At 71.1% G+C, this 18157-nt stretch carries 16 protein-coding genes; 12 read left to right on the forward strand and 4 right to left on the reverse strand.

The annotated features are described in order from the left end of the window. Nucleotides 1–95: 95 nt before the first annotated feature. From katG to AC6CKD_RS31735, 4 genes are all read left to right on the forward strand, one after another. Nucleotides 96–2285, forward strand: a complete 2190-nt coding sequence (gene katG, locus AC6CKD_RS31720) for a catalase/peroxidase HPI (protein ID WP_498332174.1) — start codon at nt 96–98, stop codon at nt 2283–2285. Between the two features lie 227 nt (nt 2286–2512). Further along, a complete protein-coding gene (locus AC6CKD_RS31725) occupies nt 2513–3403 on the forward strand; it encodes a potassium channel family protein (RefSeq protein ID WP_498332176.1) in 891 nt (296 codons plus the stop codon). A gap of 64 nt (nt 3404–3467) precedes the next feature. Beyond that, entirely contained in the window at nt 3468–4079 is a 612-nt protein-coding gene (locus tag AC6CKD_RS31730) for an NIPSNAP family protein (RefSeq protein ID WP_498332178.1), read from the forward strand. A 159-nt stretch (nt 4080–4238) separates the two neighbouring features. Further along, nucleotides 4239–4442: a hypothetical protein gene (locus tag AC6CKD_RS31735; protein WP_498332179.1), complete on the forward strand. Its 204-nt coding sequence runs from the start codon at nt 4239–4241 to the stop codon at nt 4440–4442. Between the two features lie 138 nt (nt 4443–4580). On the opposite strand, the gene ligD is transcribed toward AC6CKD_RS31735, so the two are convergent. After that, complete coding sequence (gene ligD, locus AC6CKD_RS31740; protein WP_498332181.1) at nt 4581–5597, reverse strand: non-homologous end-joining DNA ligase; 1017 nt, start codon at nt 5595–5597, stop codon at nt 4581–4583. Nucleotides 5598–6123: 526 nt separating this feature from the next. Here ligD and AC6CKD_RS31745 point away from each other — a divergent pair. Next, nucleotides 6124–6693 carry a hypothetical protein gene (locus tag AC6CKD_RS31745; RefSeq protein WP_498332183.1) on the forward strand — a complete coding sequence of 190 codons (570 nt, stop codon included), beginning with the start codon at nt 6124–6126 and terminating at the stop codon, nt 6691–6693. 26 nt (nt 6694–6719) lie between these two features. Here AC6CKD_RS31745 and AC6CKD_RS31750 read toward each other — a convergent pair whose 3' ends face one another. Next, nucleotides 6720–7415, reverse strand: a complete 696-nt coding sequence (locus tag AC6CKD_RS31750) for a CAP domain-containing protein (RefSeq protein ID WP_498332184.1) — start codon at nt 7413–7415, stop codon at nt 6720–6722. Between the two features lie 515 nt (nt 7416–7930). Between AC6CKD_RS31750 and AC6CKD_RS31755 the strand changes: the two genes are divergently transcribed. After that, nucleotides 7931–8176, forward strand: a complete 246-nt coding sequence (locus AC6CKD_RS31755) for a hypothetical protein (protein ID WP_498332185.1) — start codon at nt 7931–7933, stop codon at nt 8174–8176. A 47-nt stretch (nt 8177–8223) separates the two neighbouring features. Here the strand turns inward: AC6CKD_RS31755 and AC6CKD_RS31760 are convergent, their stop codons facing one another. Next, a complete protein-coding gene (locus AC6CKD_RS31760) occupies nt 8224–8877 on the reverse strand; it encodes a sortase domain-containing protein (protein WP_498332186.1) in 654 nt (217 codons plus the stop codon). A 223-nt stretch (nt 8878–9100) separates the two neighbouring features. Between AC6CKD_RS31760 and AC6CKD_RS31765 the strand changes: the two genes are divergently transcribed. The 3 genes from AC6CKD_RS31765 (at nt 9101) to AC6CKD_RS31775 (ending at nt 10971) form a co-directional block, all read left to right on the forward strand. Then, nucleotides 9101–9451 (forward strand): CU044_2847 family protein, encoded by a 351-nt coding sequence (locus AC6CKD_RS31765; RefSeq protein ID WP_498332187.1) that lies wholly within the window; start codon nt 9101–9103, stop codon nt 9449–9451. Nucleotides 9452–9718: 267 nt separating this feature from the next. Continuing rightward, nucleotides 9719–10405, forward strand: a complete 687-nt coding sequence (locus tag AC6CKD_RS31770) for a CAP domain-containing protein (protein WP_498332189.1) — start codon at nt 9719–9721, stop codon at nt 10403–10405. Between the two features lie 77 nt (nt 10406–10482). Continuing rightward, a complete protein-coding gene (locus tag AC6CKD_RS31775; protein ID WP_498332190.1) occupies nt 10483–10971 on the forward strand; it encodes a hypothetical protein in 489 nt (162 codons plus the stop codon). 67 nt (nt 10972–11038) lie between these two features. Here the strand turns inward: AC6CKD_RS31775 and AC6CKD_RS31780 are convergent, their stop codons facing one another. Further along, a complete protein-coding gene (locus AC6CKD_RS31780; protein WP_498332191.1) occupies nt 11039–11893 on the reverse strand; it encodes a caspase family protein in 855 nt (284 codons plus the stop codon). Nucleotides 11894–12084: 191 nt separating this feature from the next. Between AC6CKD_RS31780 and AC6CKD_RS31785 the strand changes: the two genes are divergently transcribed. The 3 genes from AC6CKD_RS31785 to AC6CKD_RS31795 all read left to right on the forward strand — a co-directional run bounded on the left by AC6CKD_RS31785 (nt 12085) and on the right by AC6CKD_RS31795 (nt 18151). Continuing rightward, complete coding sequence (locus AC6CKD_RS31785; RefSeq protein WP_498332193.1) at nt 12085–12975, forward strand: DNA/RNA non-specific endonuclease; 891 nt, start codon at nt 12085–12087, stop codon at nt 12973–12975. A gap of 1 nt (nt 12976) precedes the next feature. Beyond that, a complete protein-coding gene (locus AC6CKD_RS31790; RefSeq protein ID WP_498332194.1) occupies nt 12977–13924 on the forward strand; it encodes a hypothetical protein in 948 nt (315 codons plus the stop codon). Between the two features lie 201 nt (nt 13925–14125). Then, nucleotides 14126–18151 (forward strand): AAA family ATPase, encoded by a 4026-nt coding sequence (locus AC6CKD_RS31795; protein ID WP_498332195.1) that lies wholly within the window; start codon nt 14126–14128, stop codon nt 18149–18151. The last annotated feature ends 6 nt before the right edge of the window (nt 18152–18157 follow it).

The raw sequence follows: 18157 nt of genomic DNA on the forward strand, positions 1-18157 counted from the left end.
TCATGAGTCGCAGTCTCGGCTCGCACGAGCGAACGGCGTCGATAGCGGGCAGCGCAGCCGGCAGAGGAACACACCGCGAGAGGAAGAAGGACGACGTGTCCGGCAGCGACAGCGAGAACCCGGCAATCCCCGCCCCGACCCCCACGCCGACTCGCCCCCGGGCGAACCAGGACTGGTGGCCGAATCAGCTGGACCTCCAGGTCCTCCACCAGCGTTCACCTCAGTCCGATCCCATGGGTGAGGACTTCGACTACTCGGCCGAGTTCGCGACCTTGGACCTCGAAGGGCTGAAGCGGGACGTCTTCGGGGTGATGACCGCGTCGCAGGACTGGTGGCCCGCCGACTACGGCCACTACGGACCGCTCTTCATCCGGATGAGCTGGCATGCCGCGGGGACGTACCGCATCGCCGACGGCCGGGGCGGTGGCGGTTCCGGCGCCCAGCGCTTCGCGCCGCTCAACAGCTGGCCGGACAACGCGAGTCTCGACAAGGCGCGCCGTTTGCTCTGGCCCGTCAAGCAGAAGTACGGACGGAAGATCTCATGGGCCGACCTCCTGGTCTTCGCGGGAAACTGCGCCATGGAATCCATGGGGTTCAAGACGTTCGGATTCGGCTTCGGGCGCGAGGACATCTGGGAGCCCGAGGAGGTTTTCTGGGGGCCGGAGGACACGTGGCTCGGAGATGAGCGCTACAGCGGCGACAGGGAACTCACCGGTCCTTTCGGCGCCGTGCAGATGGGGCTGATCTACGTCAATCCGGAAGGCCCGAACGGTAATCCGGATCCGATCGCCGCCGCCCGGGACATTCGCGAGACGTTCGGGCGCATGGCGATGAACGACGAGGAGACGGCCGCGCTGATCATCGGCGGCCACACCTTCGGCAAGTGCCACGGCGCCGTCGATCCCGAGTACATCGGTCCGGAGCCGGAGGCCTGCCCCATCGAGCAGCAGGGCATCGGCTGGACGAATTCGTCCGGCAGCGGCGTGGGCGTCGACGCGCTCACCAGTGGGCTGGAGGGTGCGTGGACCTCGGAGCCGACGAAGTGGGACAACGGCTATCTGGACAACCTGTTCCGGTACGACTGGGAGCTGACCAGGAGCCCGGCCGGTGCGCTGCAGTGGACCCCCACGGACGCCTCCGCCCAGGGCACGGTGCCCGATGCTCACGATCCGGCGAAGCGGCACGCGCCGATGATGCTGACGACGGACCTCTCGCTGAAGCTGGATCCGGTCTACGGGCCGATCGCGAAGAGCTTCCACGAGAACCCGGACAGGCTCGCGGACGCGTTCGCCAAGGCCTGGTACAAGCTGCTGCACCGTGACATGGGCCCCCTCTCCCGGTACCTCGGCCCGTGGATCGCCGAGCCGCAGCTGTGGCAGGACCCCGTCCCCGCGGTCGATCACGCACTGGTCGGGGACGCGGAGACCGCCGACCTCAAGGCCCGGATCCTCGCCTCGGGACTGTCCGTCTCCCAACTGGTGTCCACCGCTTGGGCGTCGGCGGCGAGCTTCCGCGGCACCGACAAGCGCGGCGGGGCCAACGGGGCGCGGCTGCGGCTCGCGCCGCAGAAGGACTGGGAGGTCAACGACCAGCCCGAGGTGGCCGAGGTGGTGCGGGCCCTCGATCAGATCCGGCAGGACTTCAACGGCGCGCAGACCGGTGGTACGAAGGTTTCGCTCGCCGACCTGATCGTCCTGGGCGGGTGCGCGGCCGTCGAGCAGGCCGCCAAGAACGCCGGGCACGCCGTCACCGTCCCGTTCGCACCGGGGCGCACGGACGCCTCGCAGGAGCAGACCGATGTGGAGTCGTTCTCCGTACTCGAACCCAGGGCCGACGGCTTCCGCAACTACCTCCGGGCAGGAGAGAAGCTGTCGCCGGAGACCCTCCTGCTGGACCGGGCCAACCTGCTGACCCTGACCGCACCCGAGATGACGGTCCTGACCGGCGGGATGCGGGCCCTGAACACCGGCTTCGCGCGGTCCCCGCACGGTGTCTTCACCGACCGGCCGGAGACGTTGACCAACGACTTCTTCGTCAACCTGCTGGACATGGGTACGGAGTGGAAGGCGTCGGCGTCGCAGGAGAACGTGTTCGAAGGCCGGGACCGCGCCACGGGCCGGGTCAAGTGGACCGCGACCGCCGTCGACCTCGTCTTCGGTTCGCACTCCCAGCTGCGAGCCCTCTCGGAGGTCTACGCGTGCCAGGACGCGGGAGAGAAGTTCGTGCGCGACTTCGTGGCGGCGTGGGACAAGGTGATGAACCTCGACCGGTTCGACCTCGCATGATCCCGCTGTCCCGGTAGCTGCCGGCCACTGAAGGCCGGGACCGGACGGACCCCGGCCTTACGCACGGCAGCCTCCGCATCCGCGGCATCGGATGCCGAGGCTGCCCCGCAGCCCGAACGACGGGCCATCCGTCGCCTCCTCGATCCCGGCGCGGTTGCGGACCGCGGGAGCGGATGTGCGGGAGCCTTGGTGCGTCGCGGGCGAGACGGGCGGGAGAGGAGTACCGGATGCAGTGGCTGGTGACAGGCGTGGGCGCGGCCATGGTGCTGCTGATCCTGCGGGACGTGTTCCACACCCTGTGGCATCCGACGCGTCACGGAGGTCTGAGCCGCCTCGTCATGACCGCGATCTGGCGGATCTCGGCCGGCCTCGGTCCGCGACTGGGCCCGTCAGGCCTGACGGGCCCGCTCGGCATGGTGTCGGTCGTCGCCCTGTGGGTGCTGACGGTGGTCACGGGCTGGGCGCTGATCTACTGGCCGCACCTGCCCGAAGCATTCGTCTACGCCGATGTCGTACGGCCCGCCGATCGCGTGAGCCTCCTCGACGCCGTGTACATCTCGCTGGTGACCCTCTCCACCCTCGGCCTCGGTGACATCGCGCCCACCGAGGGGTGGCTGCGCATCGTCGCCCCCATGGAGGCCCTGGTCGGCTTCGCGCTCCTGACCGCAACCGTCTCCTGGATCCTCGGAATCTTTCCCGCACTCGCCCGCCGTCGCGCTTTCGCTCTGCGCCTCTCCCACCTCGTACGGGCCCATCCCTCGCCGGAGCGGACCGGCTCCCCGGCGGGCGCGGCCCTGCTGCTCGACCTGGCCGCCGGGCTCTCGGTCGTCTCGGTCGACTTCCTCCAGTACCCGGAGTCCTACTACTTCCACGACGGGGACGACCGCACCTCACTCGCCGGCCACATCGGATATGCCGTGAGGGCCGCAGATCAGGCAGCGGGCGCCCTGGACCACGACGTCAGAGTGGCCGGCGCCGTCTTGAGTGCCGCGCTGGAGGATCTGGCCGACATCCTGGACCAGCGCTTCCTGCACACGGACGGCCCACCCCGCCAAACCCTCGACGCCTTCGCCCGCGACCACGGCCAACGCCCGGGCCGAGGCAGCGGTCCGCGCTAGGTCCTTGGGTTGCTCCTCGTCCACTGACAGGGGGTGTCAGTGGACCGGCTCTAGCATCCGGGCCATGCACACCATCGTCGAACTCCGGCAGTACACCCTCCACCCGGGTGCCCGGGACACCCTGGTCGACCTCTTCGAGCGGGAGTTCGTCGCCGGACAGGAGGCGGCCGGCATCACCGTAGGGGGCCGGTTCCGGGACATGGACCACCCGGACCGCTTCGTCTGGCTACGCGGCTTCCCTGACATGGCGGCGCGGGCCCGGGCGCTCCACGCCTTCTACGGCGGCCCCGTCTGGCAGGCCCATCGCGAGAAGGCCAACGCGACCATGGTCGACTCGGACGACGTGCTCCTGCTGCACGGACCGGGCTTCGCCGCCCCGGACACCAGGGGCCCCGTCGTCGCAACCATCTGCCACCCTCTGGACCCGGTGGCATTCGCCGACCACTTCGAGCAGCACCTGCGCCCGGCTCTGACCGCCGCCGGAACCCCCGCACAGGCGGTACACCGCTCCCATCACGCGGAGAACACCTTCCCCGCACTGCCGGTCCGGACCGGTGAGGACGTCCTGCTCTGGTTCACGGCGGGACGGGCACCGCGCCTGCCGGACCTCGCGACCCACCTGAAGTCGGCTCCGCAGCAGCTCCGGCTGAAGCCCGTCCGGGGGAGGCAGGCCTAGGTACGGGGTCCCCGGTGGTGTGGTCTCACCACCAGCCCACCGGCCACCGGCCACCGGCCCACCACACGCACAGTGACGCAAATGGTGCGGATCGTCACTGCGTGTGTCAGCGTGGTGGGGAAAGAGCTTCACCCATGCGTCATCGAGGGAGTCACCGTCATGGGCGGTAGGCAGGACAAGCGCCAGCAGTCGGGCAAGGGCCGTGAGGAGCAGGATTCCGTGGAGCGCGTCGGCCCGGATCCCGTCCACCCCGGATCCGCGGAGCGCGCCCGGGGGAAGAGCCCCGAGGAGCTGAAGCGCCGCCGCGAGGATGACACGGCGCACGAGCGCGCCGGCGACGAAATGCGCGACGAAGAACTCTGACCGCGGTCGGATCCGTCACGCCCACGCACACAGGACCCGGCCGGGCCCGACAGTCACCGGCCGGGTCCTGTCATGCGTCCCCGCCCCCCGTAGGCCCGCCCGCGGGCGCCACGGGCTGCGTCGCATGCCGCTTCGCTGTCATCGGCCGCTCCCGTCCGGTCGCTCCCGGACCACCGCACGAGCGGGCTTGTCCTCGCGCAGGCCCAGGTAGCGGGGATGACGCAGCCGTCCGGCGGTGGTCCATTCGGTGAAGGCGACCTGCGCCACCAGTTCGGGTCGTACCCAGTGCGCGGACCGCTCGCGCACCTCGCCGGCCGCGAAGGGGGCGTGCTCCACCGCGAGGCCGTCGAGACGCCGTCGCAACGTGCGCAGGGTTTCTGTGTCGAAGCCCGTGCCCACCTTTCCCCCGTACCGCAGGCGGCCGGCCTGGTGGTAGCCGAGGAGGAGGGCGCCGAAGCCGGTCCGCTGCCCGGCGGGTTCGGTGAAACCGCAGATGACGAACTCCTGCCCGGCGGAGCATTTGAGCTTGAGCCAGTCGGTGGTCCGGCGGCTGACGTAGCGGGCGTCGGCGCGCTTGGCGATCAGCCCCTCCCAACCGTGGGAGCACGCATCGTCGAGCAGAGCGGGGTCGAAACGGTTCCGGTGCGGGGTGAACCGCAGAGACCGGCCGAAGCCGAAGGCGGTCCGGAGCAGCGCTTTGCGGGTGCGCAGGGGCAGTTGGGTGGTGTCGATGCCGTCCAGGAGCAGCAGGTCGAAGAGGTAGTACGTGACCTTGATGCGGCCCGCGGCCCGCACGGCTTGGGGATCCGTGAGCCCCATGCGCTGCTGGAGCAGGGCGAATTCGGTACGGCCACCGCGGAGGGCGACCAGCTCCCCGTCCACGGCGAAGTCGCGGCAGTCCTGGGCCTCCAGCGCGGCCACGACCTCCGGGTAGGTGGCGTACAGCGACTTGCCGTTGCGGGAGAGCAGACTCACCTCGTCCCCCTGACGACCGGCGAGGGCCCGGATACCGTCCAGCTTGCGTTCGAAGATCCAGTCGTCGCCGAACTCGCGGCGGGCACTGAGCGTGGCGAGCATCGGCGTGCCCGGCAGGCCGGAGGACGGACGCAGCAGGCGCCTCTGGTCCTCCGGCAACCGGTCCAGGTATGCCGTCACCGCCGTTCACCCGCCGATCGCCCGGCGCCGACCTGCCGCTCGGCGCGGCCCTTGCCCTCCGGCTCCCGCGTTCTCGAGGAATCCCTCCGTCGGCGGTGGCGCGCCGGCCGTCCTGCGGGCGTCATGCCGTCCTCCTCACGACGGGCCCCTCGAGGCCGAAGGGGCGTCGGTCAGGGCGAAGTGCCGTCTGCCCTCCCTCACCGGACCCGCACGGCGCCTGCCCACGCGCGTGCGACGCACACCATGGACGCCGCGAAAAGACGGCACGGCCAGGATCACCTCGTCCTTACGGAGCCTCGGTCGGCGGCAGGCGAGGGCAAGTGAATGCCGGCGGGAGGGTTGCGGCCGGGTGACGCGGGCAGCCGGTAGAGCGGCGGTGAATCTCGCGAGCACCGCGCCGCCTCAGCGTCCGGTCGTACGTGCGTGCCGCTGCCCTGAAGGCGGGGACCCCCGGACCCGGCACCCCGGATCCCCGCCTCCTGCCTGGGCCCGGGCCCGGGCCTGGAACACCCGATCGGAGATCCCCATGAAACGTGTCGCCCCGGACCCCCACCGCCTGCTGGGCATCTACCTCAACGACCACCTCGCCGGAGCGGGGGCCGAAATCGCCCTCGCCAGACGGACCGCACGTGCCCAGGAAGCCACCGACGCCGGGCCGCGCCTCGCCGCCCTCGCCGAGGAGATCAGCGAGGACCGCGACAGCCTGCGCGAGGTCATGATGACTCTCGACGTCCCCGCGAAGAACCTCCGCATGCTCCTGGGCATCGCCGCCGCGCAGGCGGGGCGGCTGAAGCCCAACGGCAGGGTGTTCTCACGCTCGCCTCTGAGCGATGTTCTCGAACTGGAGGCCATCAGGATCGGTGTCGAAGGCAAGAAGGAACTCTGGCGGACCCTGCACACGCTGGCCCGCTCGAACCCCCGCCTGGACACGGAGGCCATGGGCCGGCTGCTGGCACGCGCCGAACGCCAGGCCGACACCCTGGAGACGCTGAGGCTCACAGCCGTGGGCCGGGCCCTGCGCAGCACACCCCGGACGGCACCGGCCGTACCGCGCCACGGCGCCGGGCGGGCGCCGAAGGCGGGGTATGCGTCCTGAAGGTCGCGCACGGCCGTGGGGGCGGATCAGCGGGTGGCGCCGAAGTCCTGTGTCCAGTACTGGCCGGGCTGCGCCAGGCCTATGCCGATCTCCTTGACCTGGCAGTCGAGGATGTTCCGCTTGTGGCCCGGGCTGTTCATCCAGCCCTCCATGACCTGGGCGGCGGTGTCGTAGCCGTAGGCGACGTTCTCGGCGTACGTACTCCACTCGTACCCGGCACGGGTGATCCGCTGGCCCGGGTCGGATCCGTCGGAGCCGGTGTGGGACATGTTGGAGTGGGCCGCCATGTCCTCGCTGTGGTCCTGCGCGGCCTTCGTGAGCTTCGCGTTGACGGTCAGCGCGGGGCACCCGACCGTGGCGCGCTCCTTGTTGACGAGCGCGAGGACCTCGGCCGGTGCACCGGAGGGTGCCGCCGAATCCGAGGGCGCGGGGGACCCGGCCGGCTCGGCGGGCGGCTGGACGACCGGCGGCTCGACGATCTCGGCGGGGGCGCCGGCCTGAACCGGGACGTGCACGGGCTGCTGCGCGCCGGGGTCGCCGTAAGGGCCGCCGTACGAGTCGTACCGGGGACGGCTGTCCTGCTCGGCCGCGATGGACCGCATCGGGCCGGTCTCCTGCGGGTCGATGCAGGCCATGGCCGTGGCGGGTACGGCCACGAGGGCCAGTGCCCCGACAGCGACGGCCATCTTCCTGTGGTGCGTCTTCTTACGGTGCTTCTTCATGCGGGACCTCACTCGGTGATCGCGAAGCTCCCGGCGCCGGACCGCGAAAGCGCCGGAGGAATCGCCATTCTTAGAAGCCCGCCGGCAGCCTGGCAAGGGGCCGCCGCTCGGCCGCGCGGGATGTTCGGACGACGGCTTGAAACGGCCGGAAGATCGTGCATTCCAACCGCCGCGGCCACCCCGGAACACTCCTGGCCTGCCGCCAGAACCCGTCCCCGTCAGCCCTGTTGGAGGCGGGGAAACAGGAACGTCGGAATCCGCTTCCGGCAGAGTGCGGCACGCCGGCGCCAAACAGGCACATACGGCGAAATGTCCCGAGGTGGAGGATCTCCGCGAGGGCGGCGGAGCGGCAGCCGGGCCGTGACGCATGTCACGACGCGGAGGAGGAACCGGACCCGGTTCCCGCGTCCGTGCGCCGAGCGCCACGTCCGGAGCGTGCGACCGCTCAGCGGCCTGACGAACGCGACGGACGCGCCGCCCGCTCGGACGCCGGTGGCTCAAGCGGACCAATGCGCATGCGCGACATGGGCGGGCGTGGTGGGATCGGCCGGGTGAAGGATCCCTTTGGTTGTGACGAGCCGGCTTTCCTGGCGTGTTCCGGGACCGCGGACCGTGTGGCGGCGCGCCGCTTCATCGCCTCACGGGCCGCCGACGCGAGCGAGCTGGCGCTGCTGCTGGACATGCTCGGGCTACTGCCCGAGACCGACCCGCCTCCCGCGCGGCGTGATCGAGGAGCGGGTCTCATGCCCCGCAGCCCGTGAGGCCGTTCCCCCGGCGATCGGGCGCACACGTCCAGGGCCCGGCCCCTTCACTGCTCCTCGGGCCCGGTCCCGGTCAGGACACCGATCTTGTCGAGGCGGTGCTCCGGGTTGTTCTGCGCGTCACGCCAGAAGTTGCCCGCCGCGTCGTCCTCCGGTGTCAGGCACGTACTCACGGTGATCATGGCCCGCGTGGGGGCGGTGCCCGGCGAGCCGGGGACCGCGGCTCGCTGCTCGTCCATGGAGGCCTGCGACCGGAAGGACGTCGTCCGCGTCGTGGTGATGACGTACTCGTACCGCACGCCGTCGGCCGTCACGAACACGGACGCGCCCGTCTTCAACGACGGCAGCGACCACAGCGGTCCGCCGGCCGAGATGCGGTGGGCGGTCACGATGTAGTTCCCCACGTCTCCGGGACCGACCCCGCCCCGGGGCCCGTACGGACTCGATGCCACGCCGCGATCTTGGATCACCGTGCCCGGGGCGTCGTCGGGGCTGCCTTCGTAGGGGATGACGGTCAGGTCGGACACCCCGATGGCGGGTATCGCCAGCACGGCTTCCTGGACACGGGCGACCGCCTGAGGGTTCAGCGGACCCCGATCGGCCGGAGCGGCCACGGCCGGCGCGGCGAGCAGGAGGGTGAGCGCGGCGTACACCAGCGCCTTCGGCGCGGTACGGGAGGCGTGGAACGGGTGCTGGGTCATGGCGGGGTCCATGCGGCTCGACCGGGCCGCGCCGGGTGCCGCGACCCTTTCCCTTCCACCCTCCCACGGGCCGGCGGGGCGGGCGAGGTGTCACGCGGACGGCCCCCTGTGCCATGCGTCGGGACCCCGTCCCTGTAACGCTGGCCGGGGTCCGGTTCTGCAGGCCCGGAAGGGGTCGTCGCCGTACGGACGGGGTCGTCGCCGTCCATACGGAGGAGGAGTCGTGGCACCTCTCGCTCGGATCCCGCTGGAAGGCGGCGGGTACGTCCTGGTCGAGGCTCCGGCCACGGCCGAGGGGCCGATGGAGGAGAGCCGTATCGGCGACGCCATCCACGACCTCCCGGAAACGCTGCAGGAGGCGCTCGGTCCGGTCACGGAGGCGGCGCGCGTGGCCCTCGAGCAACTGCGCAAAGCCCGCCCCGACGACATCACCATCCAGTTCGGGGTCGACCTCTCGGTCGCCGCCGGGGCGGTCATCGCCAAGACGGGTGCGGGCTGCCATCTGACGGTGACCATGGCGTGGAGGGGCGGCGATGCCGGCCGTTCCCGGGATGCGTCCGAACGACCGGACTGACCCACGTGGTCGCGGGCCCGGCCGAGCGGTCCGGGAGGTCCCCAACGGCCGTGCCGGCCGGCCCCTTACCGGGAGCTGACGGTCCGACACCGGTGTGACCGCCGAGCCCGCCCCGCCGGGTATCCCGCCGCGGGGCAGCCGTGCGGGGCCGAGTGGCAGAGCCGTCCCGCGGAGCGCACCATGGGAAGCGGCGCACCGCGCCTTCCCCACCACCTCCAGTTCCGGACCCGTTCCCTGTGCCGGTCCGCGGGAGAGGAGGGAGTCTCCATGAGGGTCCGCATTCCGCGCGCCACTGCCGTCGTGTCCTTCGCGGCCGCCGTCGCCCTGTCGGTTCCGGTCGGCCCGGCCGCTGCCGCCCCGGCCACCGCCACCCCGACAGCGGCCTCCCCGACAGCGGCCTCCCCGGTGGACTGCACCGCGATGGGGCCCGAGGCCGACGACACGGCGCCTTCCGCCAACCCGGGCCGTTTCGGCTTCGGGACGATGTTCCAGACCCTCGCCACCGTGTGCTTGATCAACGACGAGCGCCGGCGCCTCGGTCTTTCGGAACTTCCGCTCGACTCCGAGCTGACGGCGGCCGCCCGGACGCACCTGAACGCCTCCTTGGCCCAGAAGTGGTGGGGCGAGGGCAAGAACCCGCACCAGAACCCGAGGGTGTCCGGAAGCGCCGACGTACAGATCGGGCGCCGCATCCAGAACGCCGGCTACTGCGCCGACGGCGGGTCGTGGAGCGGCCACGAGATCGCGTACAACGGGTGGGGCGGAGGCGGCACTCCGAACGCGGCCGTCAACTGGTGGCTGAACATCAGTACGCAAGGTCACGCCGAGATCATCCGCGACCCCTCGCTGACCGACATCGGTGCCGCGTCCAGGGGCGGAGCGGCAGACCCGGCCGGAGCCGACCAGAGCCTGGCCGGCACCTACGTGGTCACCTTCGGCAGGTGCGGGTCCTAGGAGTCCGGACCTGCAACCGAGGCGCGCCGGCCACGCCGCTGGGACCGATCGGTCCGAACCGCCCCAAGGAGCGAGCCATGCACACGTTCCGACGCTCGGCCTCTCGCTGGGCGCGCCGTTCCGCGGTAACCGCGACAGCCCTGGCCGTGGTCGGCTTCGGAGTCTCGCCGACGGCGACGGCGGCGGCGACCACGACGGCCGACCCGGCACCCGCCGGCCTGCCCACCCAGGTCCGGTCGACGGCTCCGGCCGCGCTGGACAAGGCGCCCGCCGGCCTCTACCTGTTCCAGTACACCTACCGGGGCCATCTCAAGATCGGTGGTGGCAACTTCACCCTCGGCGGCAAGGTGTACGTGGTCGTCAAGTTCGACTCGGGGAAGATCAGGTACCACGGCACCGTCACCGCGAAGACTAATTCCGGCGTCCCCGGCGGGGCCGTCTACCTGGAGACGAACATCTCCGCTCCCTGCGCCCCCGGGAACAACGGCTATGCCCGCGCCTACGACCACAGCACCGAAACCTGGTCACCGAGGCTGCCGGTGGCCATCTGCGTACGGATCGACTGAGGTTCGGCGGCCCCGTGCCGCGAGACACCGCGAGGGACTCCCCCGGGGCGGCCGTACGACAGCCGTGTCAGATGGTGAACGGCTTCTGCTTGAGGAAGCCGTCCGACGGGTTGCCCGTCGTGTAGAAGTTCGGGCTCTGGTTGGCGGGCATGCGCTTTTGGATGTCGCGGTGGAAGGTGCGGTAGTTGCCCAGGAAGGCCCCCTTCCCCCATACCTTGAGAAGGTTCGCGGTGAACAGTCCGTTGACGTCTCCGTCGGACGCCACCTGGTTGTCCTGGCAGGCGGCGATGAGTACGGCACCGGGCGCCGGACGGCCGCCGTCGCCGTCCTTGAGTTCGCGCTGGAGGCCCTCGTAGAACGGCCGGTCCCGGGCGAAGATCTCCTGTTGCTTGAGCAGCGGCATCAGCCGGGACGCCTCCTCCACCTGGTCCGGGTCACGGGTCTGGAACTGCGACTCCAGCGCCTCCGGGGTGAGCAGCCCCTGGAGGGACTCGATCGCGCTGCCGCTGTGGCAGCAGTCCAGCAGGGCGAAGATCCTGACCCCCTCCTCGAACCGTCGGAACTCCCGGTACAGCTCGTCGTCGAGGAACTGGCGGTCGAAGAACACCAGCGTCTCGTCCAGCCGGTCGGGCTCGTCGTCCGATCCGACGACGTTGTCCATCTGGCCGCCGTGGCCCGAGTAGGTGAACAGCAGGATGTCCCCGCTCTTGAGCCGTCCGGCCGCCTTGCGCAATTCCCCGGTGATGTTCTCCACCGTGCCGTCGCCGGTCAGGATCACGGTGTCGCCGAACCCTGCGGCGCGGGCCACCGAGGCCATGTCGTGGGCGTCGTTCTCGCAGGCCAGGAGCTTGCCGTCCCAGCCGTCGTACGCCGCGGGATCGACCTTGTTCAGACCGATGTGGATGGACAGACCAGTGGGCACGGGTACTCCTCGGGGCGTGGCGGGCAAAGGGAGGTCGACAGCATGGGTTCCGCAGCGGTCGCCGCCCGAACCGGGGTGCCGGGGACGCCGCCCGATCGGGCCTGCCGAGCGGAGCCGGCGGGAGGGCCGCTGTTCGGGTGGCCCGTCGTCTCGCACCGTAGATGATCACTTGTGCGCGGTATCGCTATCGTATGAACGCAATTAGCACGCCACCGGACCGGTCGGCGGGCGCCACGGCACGGCAGGGCTCCCTCGCCGATCGCACCGGCTACGACGAGTCCTTCCTCGGGGCCGTCGTCCCGCTCCCCCTCCCGGCCGCGGCCGGGATCGAGACCGTGGTCCTCCCCTACACCCACTTCACCGTCGTCCTGCGCCCCGACCGCAGGCTGGCCGCCTCCACCGCCGTCTGCATCGACGGCGAGCAGCTCGTGGAGGACGTACCCCGTGACGACGACTGGGGGTTCGACCCGCGCGTGCCCGAAGCCCAGCAGGCCGGCAACGACGTCTACCGCGACAACTCCCTGGACCGGGGCCACCTGGTCCGCCGTCTGGACCCGGTCTGGGGTGCCGCGGGCGAGGCCAACCGCGCGAACACCGACACCTTTTACTTCACCAACGCGGCCCCGCAACAGGACGCCTTCAACCAGGGCAAACAACTGTGGCAGGGGCTGGAGAACCACTTGCTCGACCACGCGGCCCGCTTCGACCGCAAGCTGTCCGTCTTCACCGGTCCCGTCCTGCACGACTCCGACCCGCCCTACCGGGGCATCCAGGTGCCACTACGGTTCTGGAAGGTGGCCGCCTTCGTCCAGAACGGCCGACTGGCCTCGACCGGGTACATCCTCGACCAGAGCCCGGACCTCAGCCGGGACCGCGAACGGGCGATGGCCGGCGCCAGGCCCGGCGATCCGCCGCCGCTCGGCCCGTTCCGCACGTTCCAGGTGCCCGTGACCGACATCGTCGAACTCACGGGACTCGGCTTCGGGCCGCTGCCGGCCGCCGACCTCATGCCCGTCACCCGCGCACCCGCGGAGCGCTGGAAACGACTGCAGAGCTACGACGACGTGGTCCTGGACGGCTGAGATGCACGACGCCACCGTCGTCTACGTCCACGGAAACGGGAACAAGGTCCGCGAGGACCTGCTCAAGTCCCAGTGGGACAGGGCGCTGTTCGGCGAGGACATGGGCGCGGCATCGCGGATGGCCTACTGGGCGCCGGTCCTGCACCGCGCCCCACTGCCCGACGACGAGCCCGACCCGCTGTCCGGCGACCGGCCGTCCGTACGGGAAATCCCGGGCCCGGCGGCGCTACGGACTCCGGAGGAGTTCATCGAGGAGACGCTCCGCGAGGCGCGCCGGAGGGCAGCTCCGGCGCTCGGGACACGGTCGGCGCAGGCCGGGGAGGAGCACCTGGCGAACTGGCTGGCGAAGATGGCGTACTCGGCCGAGACCCTCGGCCGGGCCGAGGACGCGGCGCCCGCACCGGCCCCGTCGGACCTGGCCGAGGCGCTGCCGCTCCCCCTCTTCATGCGCGCACCCGTCTTCGAGCTGCTCGTGAAGCTCACCTTCGAGGACGTGTACGCGTACTTCTTCGGCGGCGTCGGCGAGGCGATGCGCGCGGTCGTCCGCAGCGAGCTGGCCGACGTGCGCGACGGGCCGCTCGCCGTGCTGGGGCACAGCCTCGGCTCGGTCATCGCGTACGAGGTGCTCCGCGAGGAGCGACGGGACGTCAGCCTCTTCGTCAGCGCGGGGTCCCCTCTCGGCATCACCGAGGTGCAGGACCAGCTCGCGCTCCCGCCGGCGGTCCCGACAGGCGTGGCGGCCTGGTCCAACGTCTCGGACCTGCGGGACCTGGTGGCGCTCGACCACTGGCTGCGGCCCGAGTACGGTCCGCCCGATCTCGTTGCCGACCATCTGGTCAGGAACGGGAGCGACAACCACCACGGCATCGCCGAGTACCTGCGCGGCGCGCCCGTCCAGCAGGAGCTGCGCACGCTGTTCGGCCGCGTTGCGGGCGACCGGGCCGAGTGAAACCATGGCAGGTATCAGGCAGTCCGTCTTTCCGCCCCGCTACTGCGGCTGTGCAGGTGCGGTATGTCTCCCAAGGATACTGAATGGGGACTCGTCACCGAAATGGTGCGGGACCACTTTTTCATTTCCGGCGAACCCCGACCCAAGCTGGTCCAGTTCGGATTCTCACCCGAGTTCGTGAGCAAAATCCCACTGAATTACGTGAGCAGCGACAATTCTGTCGCCCTGGTCGAGGCCGTGCGGAACAGTGGAATCGAAACGCAACTCCAGCTCCTCCGGACGCTCGTGGCGATCGACTCGCTCACGTCCATTCCAGCCGGAAACGAGGCCAGGCGCCTCAAGAGCGAGCTGGAGGAGGCCGCGCGGCTGCATGTTTCAGTGCAGGACTTCTTCCTCAGCAGCGTGCTCAGCAACGGCGCCGAGGTATTCATCGACCGGGCGGACTTCAGGAAGCGGCTCCGCGAGTTCTTCGAGAATCCCGACAAGACCGTTCTGGTGGTGGACGGAGAACCTGACAGCGGGCGCTCCTACAGCCACAAGCTGATCCGGCACATAGGCGAGCACTGCAATTTCCGTCCGGTGCGGGTGACGCTGAACCGGACCTCGACCGCCGAGCAGGTGGTCCAGCGGCTCTCCGAGTGCGTCGCCGACCCGACCACGGTCCCGCCGGCGCTTTCGCACACCGCGCTCTCGCCCCTCTCCCCCCTCCCGCCGTTGAATCCGACACAATTGAACGATCCACTACCCGAGATCGATGCCGCGGTGCACCGCGTCGTCAGCCAGGCCACCACGGCGCGCGGGCAGTACTGGCTGGTGCTGGACGACTGCGACAAGCTCGACGTCAATTCCGACGTCTGGGACTGCATCGGCAAGCTGGCCCTGACCATCCACAAGCAGAGGCCGGCGCCGCCGGACGTACCGCCCCGGCTGGTCCTGCTCGGGTACTCGCCGGCGATGCGCCAGCTCCCGTACGAGATACGCAAGAACGAGGTCAGGGACACCGCCCGGATGTTCGGCCCGGACGATCTGCGCGAGTTCTTCCGGCAGTTCTTCACCGAGGCTTCGACTTTCCCGGACACGCAGCGGATCTCCGCCCTCGTGGAAACGGCCGTCCCCGCCGTTCTGCAGGCCTGTGAGGCCTGCGGTCCGGGCAGCTACATGCGCAGGATCTGCACGGCTGCGGCGGCGTCGGTCCGTCTCTACGGCGCACTCCTCCCCGGCGAGGACTTCGGCGCGCGCCTGAGCGAGCAGCTGAGCGCCGCCGCGGCCTCCCCCGGCCCGGCGGACGTGTCTGACCTGCGCAAGGCGTACCGGGAAGCGGCGTCGCTGATGAGCCGGTTCGACCCCGCGCGGCTGAAGCTGCCCGGCGAGGAGGAGCCCTCCGGGGCGGCCGGGGTGGAGCTGCTTCGCGACTGCCGGGCCGTCGGCGCGCGCAACACCTTCACCTGGGTACTGAAGTCGGAGGTCCGCGACACGGCGCTGAGCGGATTCGCCGGCCCGGAAGGGGCCCGCCGTGCCCTGCTGGCCAACCTGGAGCAGATCCCGCCCGGCCCGGGGCCGGAACGCATCGCGCTGGCCTACCTCGACGGCACTCCCCCGAACGTCACGCACCAGAAGGTGGACGAGCTGTCGCACACGCTGCAGGCGGTGTTGTGGCTCGCACAGATCCCGGGCATCACCGGCATCCCCGAGAGCGCGGAACTCCAGCTGCTACTCGACCGGGCGCGGCTGATGCAGCCCCTCGAACGCCTCGAACACAGCGCCTTCAAGGGGCGCGCCGAGGAACTCGCCCGTCTGCGCGCCTACATCGGACTGCCCACGCCGTTGCAGGACGAGTTCACCCGGGCGGTCGGCGCCGGCACGAAGCGGCCGGTGCTGGTGCACGGGCTGAGCGGCGTCGGCAAGAGCACCCTGCTCGCGACGTTCCTCCGGGACAGCCTGCACGACTACCCCACCACGTTCCCCTTCGCGTACGTCGACTTCGAACGGCCCACCCTCTCGGCCCACGAACCGGCCACCCTGATCGCGGAAATGGCTCGGCAGCTCAGCGTCCAGTACCCCGGGCACCACGCCGATTTCGACGCCCTGGCGCACGCGTGCGAGGAGACCGTCGGCCTCCACCGGGCCGAAGAGGGCACGGTCGACGAGCTCTACGAGCTCGCCACCACCCGGGCGACGATGGCGCGGCTCTCCCAGTCGGGGGTGCACGCCCTGGCGTCGGCCCGCGAGGGCATGCTGGCGGCGCAGCTCGCGACGCTCGTCGTCCAGGCGGTGGGAGTGCCCGCGGCCGAGCAGCCGCCCCTGCTTCTCGTGATCGACTCCTTCGAGGAGGCCCAGTACAGCGGTTCCCCGGAGCTCGGCCGCATGTGGGCCGTCTGGTCGGCGCTCCAGAAGGTGCACCCGCGGCTGCGGACCGTCGTCGCGGGGCGGCTGCTGAAGCGGCATCCGGCCCGAGTGGTGGAGCCCCTGACCATCGAGCTGAACGACCTCGGCCCCGAGGCCTCCGTGGCCCTCCTGGTCTCCTGCGGGGTGGCCGACGAACGGCTCGCCGAGAAGCTCGCCGACCGCGTGGGCGGCAATCCCCTGAGCCTGAAGCTGGCGGCGCGGGCGGCCGAGCAGGAGGGCGACCGGGCCGGGTCGCTGAACGAACTGATCGAGAGCCTGCCCCGGCGGCGCCGCCAATTCTTCCGCAAGGTCGACCAGATGCTCATCCAGGGGACCCTCTACGAGCGGATCCTGAGGCGCATCGGGGACCAGGACGTCCGCGCTCTGGCGCAGGCCGGAATGGCGTTGCGGACCATCACCCCCGGGCTGATCCGGGAAGTCCTCGCCGGTCCGTGCGGACTGACGGTGGACTCCGACGTGGAGGCGGAGCGCCTCTTCGATCTGGTCTCCCGGCTCGACCTGGTGGAGTCCGCCGGCCCTGGGACCGTACGCCACCGGGCCGACCTGCGGGCCATCATGCTGCGGCTGGCCGACCGTGCCCGTGCGGACGTGATGCGGGAAGTCGGGCGGCGCGCGGTCGCGTATTACGCACCGCGCGAAGGCCTGGAGCCGCGGGCCGAGGAGATCTACCACCGGCTGCGGTTGAACGAGAGCCCGCGCGACGTGGAGTTGCGCTGGCTGCCCGGTGTCGAGCGGTTCCTCGTCGGGGCCGACCAGGACATGGCGGGGCGGTCCGCCGCGTACCTCGCGGGGCGCTTCGGCGGCCACACCCCGGACGAGGTGATGGCGGAAGCGGACCAGGAGGACTGGGAGCGCATCGCCGCCCGCGAGGTCGAGGACCTGCTGTCGCAGGGCTACACCGAGGCGGCCGCCGCCCGGATCGAGGGGCGGCGCCCGTGGACCTCGGGCAGCCCGTTGCACCCGCTGTGGGTCGAGACCCTGGACCGGCTGGGCCGTCGCGCCGAAGCCCGGGCGGCCGCCGACGCGGCCGTGGAGCGCGCCGACGAGGACGGTTTCCCCGGACTGCAGCTGGAGCTGCTGCTCCTCTCGGCGCGGCTGGCCGAGGCGGACGGCGACCTCGCCGAGGCCGACGACGACCTCGCGGAGGCCGAGGAGATCGCGACGGGCCTGGGGAAGGACTTCGAGGCGCTGGGCGCCCTGCTGACCCGTGCGCAGCTGGCGTCCCGTACCGAGGAACACGATGAGGAGGTCGGGAGCAGGCTCGCCGAGCGACTGCGGCGGCTTCCCGATGCGGAGCTCGTCCGGCAGCCCGCCCTGGTGCGTGCCGCGGTCGCCGAGGTCTCTCACGACCATCCGCGGATCCTGGAGCACGCCCTGGACGTCGTGGGCCTGCCCGCGACCGAGGAAGGTGTCCTGGACGTACTCGGCGAGGCGATCGAGCGGGTGGTGGCCGACCGGCCCGAGCTGCGGGCCCCGCTGCTCCGCCTTCTGGAGGACTCCGCCGGTTCGCCCGACCGTTCCGCCGCTGTCCGCCGGTACGCGACCGGCGTCACCCACCAGGGGGTCCAGGGCATGCTGCGCGAGTCGCGCCGACTCGGGACGCTCGACCGGCTCGCCGGACGCCTCCTGACCCTCGACGACCGGACCGGCGGGCTCGCCTCGGGCGTGGCGGCGGCCATGGGGGTCGGCGCCGTCACCCCCGGGGCCGTCACCCCCGGCCCGGCCGTACGCACGGACACGCGGCTGGCCGCCCAGGAGCCGGGCGATGCTTCCCCCTCCGCAGAAAGCCCAGCCGAAGGGAACGGCCACCGAGCGGCCTGATCGACC

This window comes from Streptomyces sp. GQ60 (assembly GCF_059758875.1).